Source organism: Paracoccus sp. FO-3, assembly GCF_006386455.1.
GTDB lineage: Bacteria > Pseudomonadota > Alphaproteobacteria > Rhodobacterales > Rhodobacteraceae > Paracoccus > Paracoccus versutus.
Map to the genome: position 1 here is coordinate 1 of NZ_VCBQ01000164.1, position 7,330 is coordinate 7,330.

General features: G+C 70.9%; 7 protein-coding genes. 3 read left to right on the plus strand and 4 right to left on the minus strand.

Annotated features, from left to right (window positions below; genetic code table 11):
* Nucleotides 1-120: 120 nt before the first annotated feature.
* Nucleotides 121-1,224, plus strand: a complete 1,104-nt coding sequence (locus FE811_RS25075; RefSeq protein ID WP_116222123.1) for an NADH:flavin oxidoreductase/NADH oxidase — start codon at nucleotides 121-123, stop codon at nucleotides 1,222-1,224.
* 36 nt (nucleotides 1,225-1,260) lie between these two features.
* Here the strand turns inward: FE811_RS25075 and FE811_RS25080 are convergent, their stop codons facing one another.
* Complete coding sequence (locus tag FE811_RS25080) at nucleotides 1,261-2,415, minus strand: patatin-like phospholipase family protein (protein ID WP_116222124.1); 1,155 nt, start codon at nucleotides 2,413-2,415, stop codon at nucleotides 1,261-1,263.
* A gap of 302 nt (nucleotides 2,416-2,717) precedes the next feature.
* Between FE811_RS25080 and FE811_RS25085 the strand changes: the two genes are divergently transcribed.
* Entirely contained in the window at nucleotides 2,718-3,995 is a 1,278-nt protein-coding gene (locus FE811_RS25085; protein WP_036752176.1) for a hemolysin family protein, read from the plus strand.
* 69 nt (nucleotides 3,996-4,064) lie between these two features.
* Entirely contained in the window at nucleotides 4,065-5,048 is a 984-nt protein-coding gene (locus tag FE811_RS25090; RefSeq protein WP_116222125.1) for a hydrogen peroxide-inducible genes activator, read from the plus strand.
* On the opposite strand, the gene FE811_RS25095 is transcribed toward FE811_RS25090, so the two are convergent.
* The 3 genes from FE811_RS25095 to exbB are packed head-to-tail and all read right to left on the minus strand — an operon-like array spanning nucleotide 5,029 to nucleotide 7,154.
* Nucleotides 5,029-5,865 (minus strand): energy transducer TonB, encoded by an 837-nt coding sequence (locus FE811_RS25095; RefSeq protein ID WP_036752170.1) that lies wholly within the window; start codon nucleotides 5,863-5,865, stop codon nucleotides 5,029-5,031. The two genes, FE811_RS25090 and FE811_RS25095, sit on opposite strands and share 20 nt — an antisense overlap.
* A complete protein-coding gene (exbD, locus tag FE811_RS25100) occupies nucleotides 5,862-6,425 on the minus strand; it encodes a TonB system transport protein ExbD (RefSeq protein ID WP_116222126.1) in 564 nt (187 codons plus the stop codon). The genes FE811_RS25095 and exbD overlap by 4 nt, the downstream gene beginning before the upstream one ends.
* Before the next feature lie 3 nt (nucleotides 6,426-6,428).
* Entirely contained in the window at nucleotides 6,429-7,154 is a 726-nt protein-coding gene (gene exbB / locus FE811_RS25105) for a tonB-system energizer ExbB (protein WP_255469846.1), read from the minus strand.
* Nucleotides 7,155-7,330 lie beyond the last annotated feature (176 nt).

Below are 7,330 nucleotides of genomic sequence, written 5' to 3' on the forward strand. Positions count from 1 at the left end.
TCGATGGGGCCGGCCCGGCGTTCCCCCCGGATATTTGCACACGAAAGAAGCGCGCGGGCCGGGGCTTGCGGCTGGGCGGTTGCGGTTTATCTGAGACGGGTAGCAGCAAGGATGCCCCTCATGCCCCAACCCAAGCTTTTCGAGCCGATCGCCATCGGCGGCCGGACCCTTGCCAACCGGATCGTCGTCGCGCCCATGTGCATGTATTCGGCCGAGGACGGGCGGATGACCGACTGGCACCTGATCCATCTGGGCGCGCTGTCGCATTCCGGCGCGGCCATCCTGACCATCGAGGCCACCGCCGTCCTGCCCGAGGGCCGCATCTCTTATGCCGACGTCGGCCTGTGGGACGATGCGACCGAGGCGGCGATGGATCGGGTGCTGAAGGGCGTGCGCGCCTGGTCGGACATGCCCATCGCCATCCAGCTGGCCCATGCCGGGCGCAAGGCCTCGACCGCGAAGCCCTGGGAGGGCGGGGCGCAGATCGCGCCGGATGCGCCGCATGGCTGGCAGACCGTCTCGGCCTCGGACCTGGCCTTTGCCGAGGGCGAGAACCCGCCGCTGGCGCTGGACCGCGCCGGGCTGGCGCGGGTGCGCGACGCCTTTGCCCAGGCCGCGCGCCGCGCCGTGCGCCTGGGGATCGACGCGATCCAGATCCATGCCGCGCATGGCTATCTGCTGCACCAGTTCCTGTCGCCGCTGTCGAACCGGCGCGAGGACGACTATGGCGGCAGCCTGGAAAACCGCATGCGCTTTCCGCTGGAGGTCTTCGAGGCGGTGCGGGACGCGGTGCCGGCGGGCTATCCGGTCACGGTGCGCATCTCGGGCACCGATTGGGTCGAGGGCGGCTGGGACATCCAGGGCAGCATCGCCTTTTCCCAGGCGCTCGAGGCGCGGGGCTGCGCGGCGATCCATGTCAGCAGCGGCGGGCTGGACCGGCGCCAGCAGATCCCCGTCGGTCCCGGCTACCAGGTGCCCCTGGCGCGGGCGGTCAGGCAGGCGGTCGGCATCCCGGTCATCGCCGTCGGCCTGATTACCGAGCCCGAGCAGGCCGAGGCCATCGTCGCCACCGGCGATGCCGACATGGTCGCGCTGGCCCGCACGGTGCTTTACGATCCGCGCTGGCCCTGGCATGCGGCGGCCAGGCTGGGCGCCAGCGTCTCGGCGCCGCCGCAGTTCTGGCGCAGCCAGCCCTCGGGGCTGCGGGATCTGTTCCGCAAATAGCCGGCCCGCGCCGGGCGCCGGCATGGCGGCGGGGGCTCAGACCGCCTTCGCCTCTTGCCGGTGCGGGTCGTGGAGGTCGAAGATCATCAGCCCGTCCTCGGGCACCTGCCGCTGGGTCCAGCGCGGATCGGCAAGCGAGCGTTCCGCGTCCTGCAGCCCGTCGCGCCAATGGTCCAGCATAGACAGGCGCGAGAATTCGTAGTCCTTGGACGCGCTTTCGTAATCGGCATGGCGATAGATCAGGTGCATCAGGCTGACCGGATGGGCCGGGCCGGATTCGATCAGCATGGCCAGGTCCGGGTCGTCGCGGAACGGGGCCGGCAGCCGCGCGTGCAGCCGCCGCGCCGCGCTGGCCAGCGCATGGCGGATGCGGAATTCGTCGGTGTTCAGCCGGGTGCGGCTGGAAAAGCGGATCTCGCGCTCGCGCTGCTCGACCTGGGCCATGGTGCGGGGCAGGATGTCGCGCGACGGGTAGAGGTCCACCTGGTAGATGCACAGCGGCCGGTCGCAGGGCTTGGCCAGCACGAATTGCAGCGGCGAGTTCGAGACCAGCCCGCCGTCCCAGTAGTGCCGCCCCTCGATCTCGACCGCGGGAAAGCCCGGCGGCAGCGCGCCCGAGGCCATGACGTGATCGACGGTGATCCGCGTCTCGCGGCTGTCGAAACAGGTGAAGTTGCCGGTCTCGACATCCACCGCGCCGACGGACAGGCGCGGGCCCTGGGCGTTGAGATAGTCGAAATCCACCAGGGCCAGCAGCGTATCGCGCAGGGGCGAGGTGTCATACCAGCTGGTCTGCCGCATCAGGCCGGGCAGGAAGGAAAACAGGTCCGGGATGCGCGGGCGGAAAAAGCCGGGCGCGCCCAGCATGGTGGACATGGTGGCGCGGCTTTCGTTGCAGACGGCGCGCATCTGTTCGTGCAGCGGCCCGCCCTCGAAGCACGAGCCCAGCAGCCAGGGCGCGCCCGTCACCTCTTCCCAGAAGCGGCGCAGCGCCTCCAGCCGCTGGCCGGGGCGGTTGCCGGCGATGAGCGCGGCATTGATCGATCCGATCGAGATGCCCGCCAGCCATTCCGGTTCCTGCCCGGCGCGGCAAAGTGCCTCATATGCGCCGGCCTGGAACGCCCCCAGCGCGCCGCCGCCCTGGAGGACGAAGACGATCTTCTCGGTAACTTCCCCGGTTCTGTCCTTCATCTGCCCCCTCGAATCCTGTGGTTCGATCCCGTCGTGCCATGGCCGGGGATGGAAAATTTCCATAATGCCGCAGGAAACGAAAGAAAAAAACGCAAAAAATCGCGTAAAAAAGCGCGAGTGACGTTGCGTCCTGCGCAATTTCCGCCTGGGTGATTGTCACGGCCGCGCCAGCCGATATATTGGGGCATGACACAGCCGGAGCCAGCCGCCGACAAGCGCATGATCGACGACCCTTCCGACAGGCGCGGCCTGCTGCGCCCCGCTGCTTCCCGGCATCCCCCTGACCCGAGCGAGCCCCTTTGATGTGGATCGAAGTCCTTGTCGTCCTTGTCCTGACCCTGCTCAACGGGCTTCTGGCCATGTCTGAACTGGCCATCGTCTCGGCCCGGCCGGCGCGGCTGAAAGTCCTGGCCGAACGCGGCGACCGGGCCGCCGCCACCGCGCTGGCGCTGGGGGAGGAGCCGGGGCGGTTCCTGTCCTCGGTCCAGATCGGCATCACGCTGGTCGGCATCCTGTCGGGCGCCTTTTCCGGCGCGACGCTGGGGGCGCGGCTGGCGGCGGCGCTGCCGGGCTGGGGGGTGCCGCCCTCGCTGGCGCAGCCCCTGGGCATGGGCGGCGTGGTCGTGGCCATCACCTACCTGTCGCTGATCGTGGGCGAACTGGTGCCCAAGCAGCTGGCGCTGAAGGCGCCCGAGCGCGTCGCCGTTCGGATGGCGCCCCTGATGCTGGCCATCTCGCGCGGGGCGGCGCCGCTGGTCTGGCTGCTGGACCGTTCGGGCAAGCTGGTCCTGGCCGCGCTGGGGCAATCGGGCGAGGACCGGCAGACCATCAGCGACGAAGAGATCAAGCTGGTGATCTCGGAAGCCGAGACCGCGGGCGTCATGCACCGCGCCGAGACCGAGATGATCGCCGGCGTCATGCGCATCGCCGACCGCAGCGCCCGCGGGCTGATGACGCCCCGGCGCGAGATCGAGGCGGTGGATGTGGGTGACAGCTGGGAAGAGATGGCGCGCAAGTTCCGCGACGGCCGCCGCACCCGCCTGCCGGTCAGCGACGGCGACCCGAACAACCTGATCGGCGTGATCGCCAGCGTGGACCTGATGTCGCAAAGCCGCGCCGAGGCGGTGGACCTGCGCCAGGTGATGCAGCCCGCCCCGATCATCCCCGAGACCATGGACGCGCCCGAGGTCATCGCGCGCCTGCGCGCCGCGCCGGGGCAGATGCTGCTGGTCTATGACGAATACGGCCATTTCGAGGGCGTGGTGACGCCGATGGACGTGCTGGAGGCGATCACCGGCGAGTTCGCCGGCCTCGACGACGACGAGCCGAAGCTGGTCGAGCGCGACGACGGCAGCCTGCTGGTCGCAGGCTGGATGCCGGTCGACGAATTCGCCGACCGGCTTTCGGTCTCGCTGGACGAGGATCGCGACTATTCCACCGTGGCCGGGCTGGTGCTGGACCTGGCCGGCCGGCTGCCGCAGGCGGGGGATCGCGTGGATTGGCAGGGCTGGCGCATCGAGGTGGTGGACATGGACCATCGCCGCATCGACAAGCTGCTGGTCCAGCGCCTGCCGGGCTGATCCGCAGGGCCGCGCCGGCGGGCGGGAAAGAACGCTTGTGATTTCCCGCGGGTTTGATAACGCTTGGTTATGAACTTCACCCTGCGCCAGATCACCTATTTCCTTGCCGTCGCCCGGCTGGGCCATTTCGGCCGCGCGGCCGAGACGGTGCATGTCTCGCAGCCGGGGCTGTCCAGCCAGATCGCCCAGCTCGAGGCGCGGCTGGGCGGGGCGCTGTTTGAACGCGGCGCCGGCGCGGGGCCGGTGCGGCTGACCGCGCTGGGTGAGCGGCTGTTGCCGGTGGCGCAGGAACTGATGGACACCGCCAAGCGGCTGGAGGCGCTGGCGCGGGCAGGACGGCTGCCCTTGTCGGGGCGGCTGCGGCTGGCGATCATTCCCACGGTCGCCCCCTATCTGATCCCGCACCTGGTGCCGGCGTTGCGCGCCAGCCATCCGATGCTGAACCTGGAATTGCACGAGATCGCGACGGATGAGGTGGTCTCGGGCGTGCTGAGCCACCGTTTCGATGCCGGGATCATGGCCCTGCCGGTCAACGAGCCGGGGATCGAGGCCGAGACGGTCTTGCGCGACGCCTTCCTGGTCGCGTTGTCGGGCAGCGACACCACGCTGCTGTCCGGCCCGGCCCGGCCCGAAAGCATCGAGGCGGACCGCCTGCTGCTGCTGGCCGACGGCCATTGCCTGCGCGACCAGGCGCTGGAGGTCTGCGGGCTGCGCAGCCCGCGGCGCAAGCTGAACCTGGAAGCGGCCTCGATGACGACGCTGATGCGGATGGTGGCCAGCGGCATGGGCATGACGCTGATCCCGCGGCTGGCCCTGGCGGACGAGAACCGCGACGGCCGGCTGCGCATCGTGCCCTTTACCGAGCCGGCGCCCTCGCGCGATCTGGCCGTGGTCTGGCGCCGCAATGCCGAGGCCGGGGCGGATGCGCGGGCCCTGGCCCAGGTGGTGCGCGATCTGGCCCCGGTTCTGGGGGTCGAGCCGATCCCCCGCCCGGTGCCGGATCCGGCGCCCGATGCGCCGACCCGCAAAAGGATCAGCGCAGCACGATCTTGACCGGCAGCACCAGCGCGGTGGTCTTGCCCGAGGGCGGCGCCGGCAGGCGCGGCATCCGCGAGGCCTGGCGGTTCAGCGCAGAATCGATCCTGGCATCCCCGGTCGAGCTTGCCAGCGACGCCCCGGCCACGCGGCCGCTGGGATCGACGCTGAAGCGCACGGTCACGGTCATGGTGTCGCCGCGCCCGTTGAAGCGGGTGCGCTGCATGTGGCGCGCCACCGCGGCCTGCACCTTGGACTGCCAGCTGGCCACCTGCCGCGGGCTGGGCGTGCCGGCCTGCGCCTGGGGTGCGGCGGTGCGGTCGGATTGCGGCGCCCGGACCCTGGTCGTGGCCTGGCGGGCCGGCTGCTCTTCCGGGGCCTTTTCCTTTTTCTCGCGCTTCTTGGGCTCGGGCTGCTTTTCGACGACCTTCCGCTCCGGCTCCGGCTCGGGGTCGGGACGCTCGGGCGGGCGTTCGGATTTCTGCAGCACCACCGCATCGGGCGGCGGCGGGAACAGCGAGTTCATGTCCGCCAGCGGTTCCAGTTCCTGAAGCGGCGGCATGGCGAGTTCCGGTTCGGGCTCCGGCTCCGGTTCGGGCTCGGGTTCCGGTTCGGCCTCGGTCATTTCCGGGGTCTCGGCCTCGTCCGGCGGGGCGGCCGCCTCGGGCATCGGTGCCAGCTCGACATAGACCGGGTCGGGCAGGCCGGGGGGCGCGGCGGCTTCGGCGCGTTGCAGGATCCACAGCGCGCCGCCCATATGCGCGGCCAGGGCCACCGCTGCGGCGGTGCCCCATAGCGCGCTGTCGCGCAGGGCCGGGGAAGGCTTCCAACTCATGGCGTGGGGGCTCCTCCGCTTGACGGGGTCGAGGCGGTTTGCTGGGCCGGCGCTGCGGCGGGTGCTGCCGCGGGGGCAGGTGCTGCCGCGGGCGCATCAAGCTCGGCATCGGCGGGCTGGGCGGCGGGCGCCACCCCCCCGCCGGTGGTTTCAAGCCCGACCAGGGCGATCTTGAGATAGCCGGTTTCTCGCAGGGTGTTCATGACGCCCATCAGGTCGCCATAGGACACCTTCCTGTCGGCGCGCAGGAAGATGCGCTCCTCGCGGTTGTTCTGGGTCGCGGCGGCCAGCGCCGTGGCCAGCCCGCCGGCCGGCACGTCCTCGTTGCCCAGGGCAAGCGTCAGGTCGGGCTTGACGGTGATATAGACCGGCTGGTCGGGGCGCTGCGCCGGGGTCGCGTTCGAGACCGGCAGGTCCACGTTCACATCCACCGTCGCCAGCGGCGCCGCCACCATGAAGATGATCAGCAGCACCAGCATCACGTCGATGAAGGGCGTGACGTTGATCTCGTGGTTCTCGACCAGATCGTCGCCTTGGGTTTCGCGGATGCCGCCGGCCATGGCTCAGACCTCCGTGCGCGAGACGGTGCCGCGGAAGTCGAGGTCGCGGCTGACCAGGCGCTTGACCCCGGCCGCGGCATTGGCGAGCCGCAGGCGGTAGCCGGTGATGGCGCGGGCGAAGACGTTGTAGATCACCACGGCCGGGATGGCCGCGATCAGGCCGATGGCGGTGGCCAGCAGCGCCTCGGCGATGCCCGGCGCCACGACGGCAAGGTTGGTGGTCTGCGCCTGCGAGATGCCGATGAAGCTGTTCATGATGCCCCAGACGGTGCCGAACAGGCCGACGAAGGGCGCGGTCGAGCCGATGGTGGCCAGAACGCCGGTGCCCCGGCTCATGCGGCGGCCGGCGATGGCCTCGATCCGGTCCAGATGCGAATCGACGCGCTCCTTGACGCCCGCGTCGCCGGCCTGGTCCAGCGCCGGGGCCGAGCGGTCGTATTCGGCGGCCGCGGCGCGGATCATGCGCGAGACCGGGTCGCGGCGGTTGCCGGCCGAAGCCAGCGCCGAGGGCAGGTTCGCCGCCGCTTCGACCCGGCGGATGCCGGATTGGGCGCGCTGCATGGCCCCCAGCAGTTCCAGCACCTTGGCGACCAGCACCGTCCAGGTCACGACCGAGGCGAAGGCCAGGCCGATCATCACCGCCTTCACCACCCAGTCGGCGGCAACGAACATGCCCATCGGCGACAGGTCGTGCGGCAGGTTCGGGTCGCGTTCCGGCGGGTTCAGCATCGGCGACAGCGCGTCCTGCACCGCCTACGGCAGGATGCTGGAGCCGCCGGGCTCGGCCGCTTCGGGCGCGGAGGGGGCGGGGGCTTCCGGTGCCGCCGGGGTTTCGGAGGCCGCCGGGGCTTGGGCGGTGGCGGGCGCGGTTTCGGGCGCCGCCGCGGGCGCATCGGCGGCGGGGG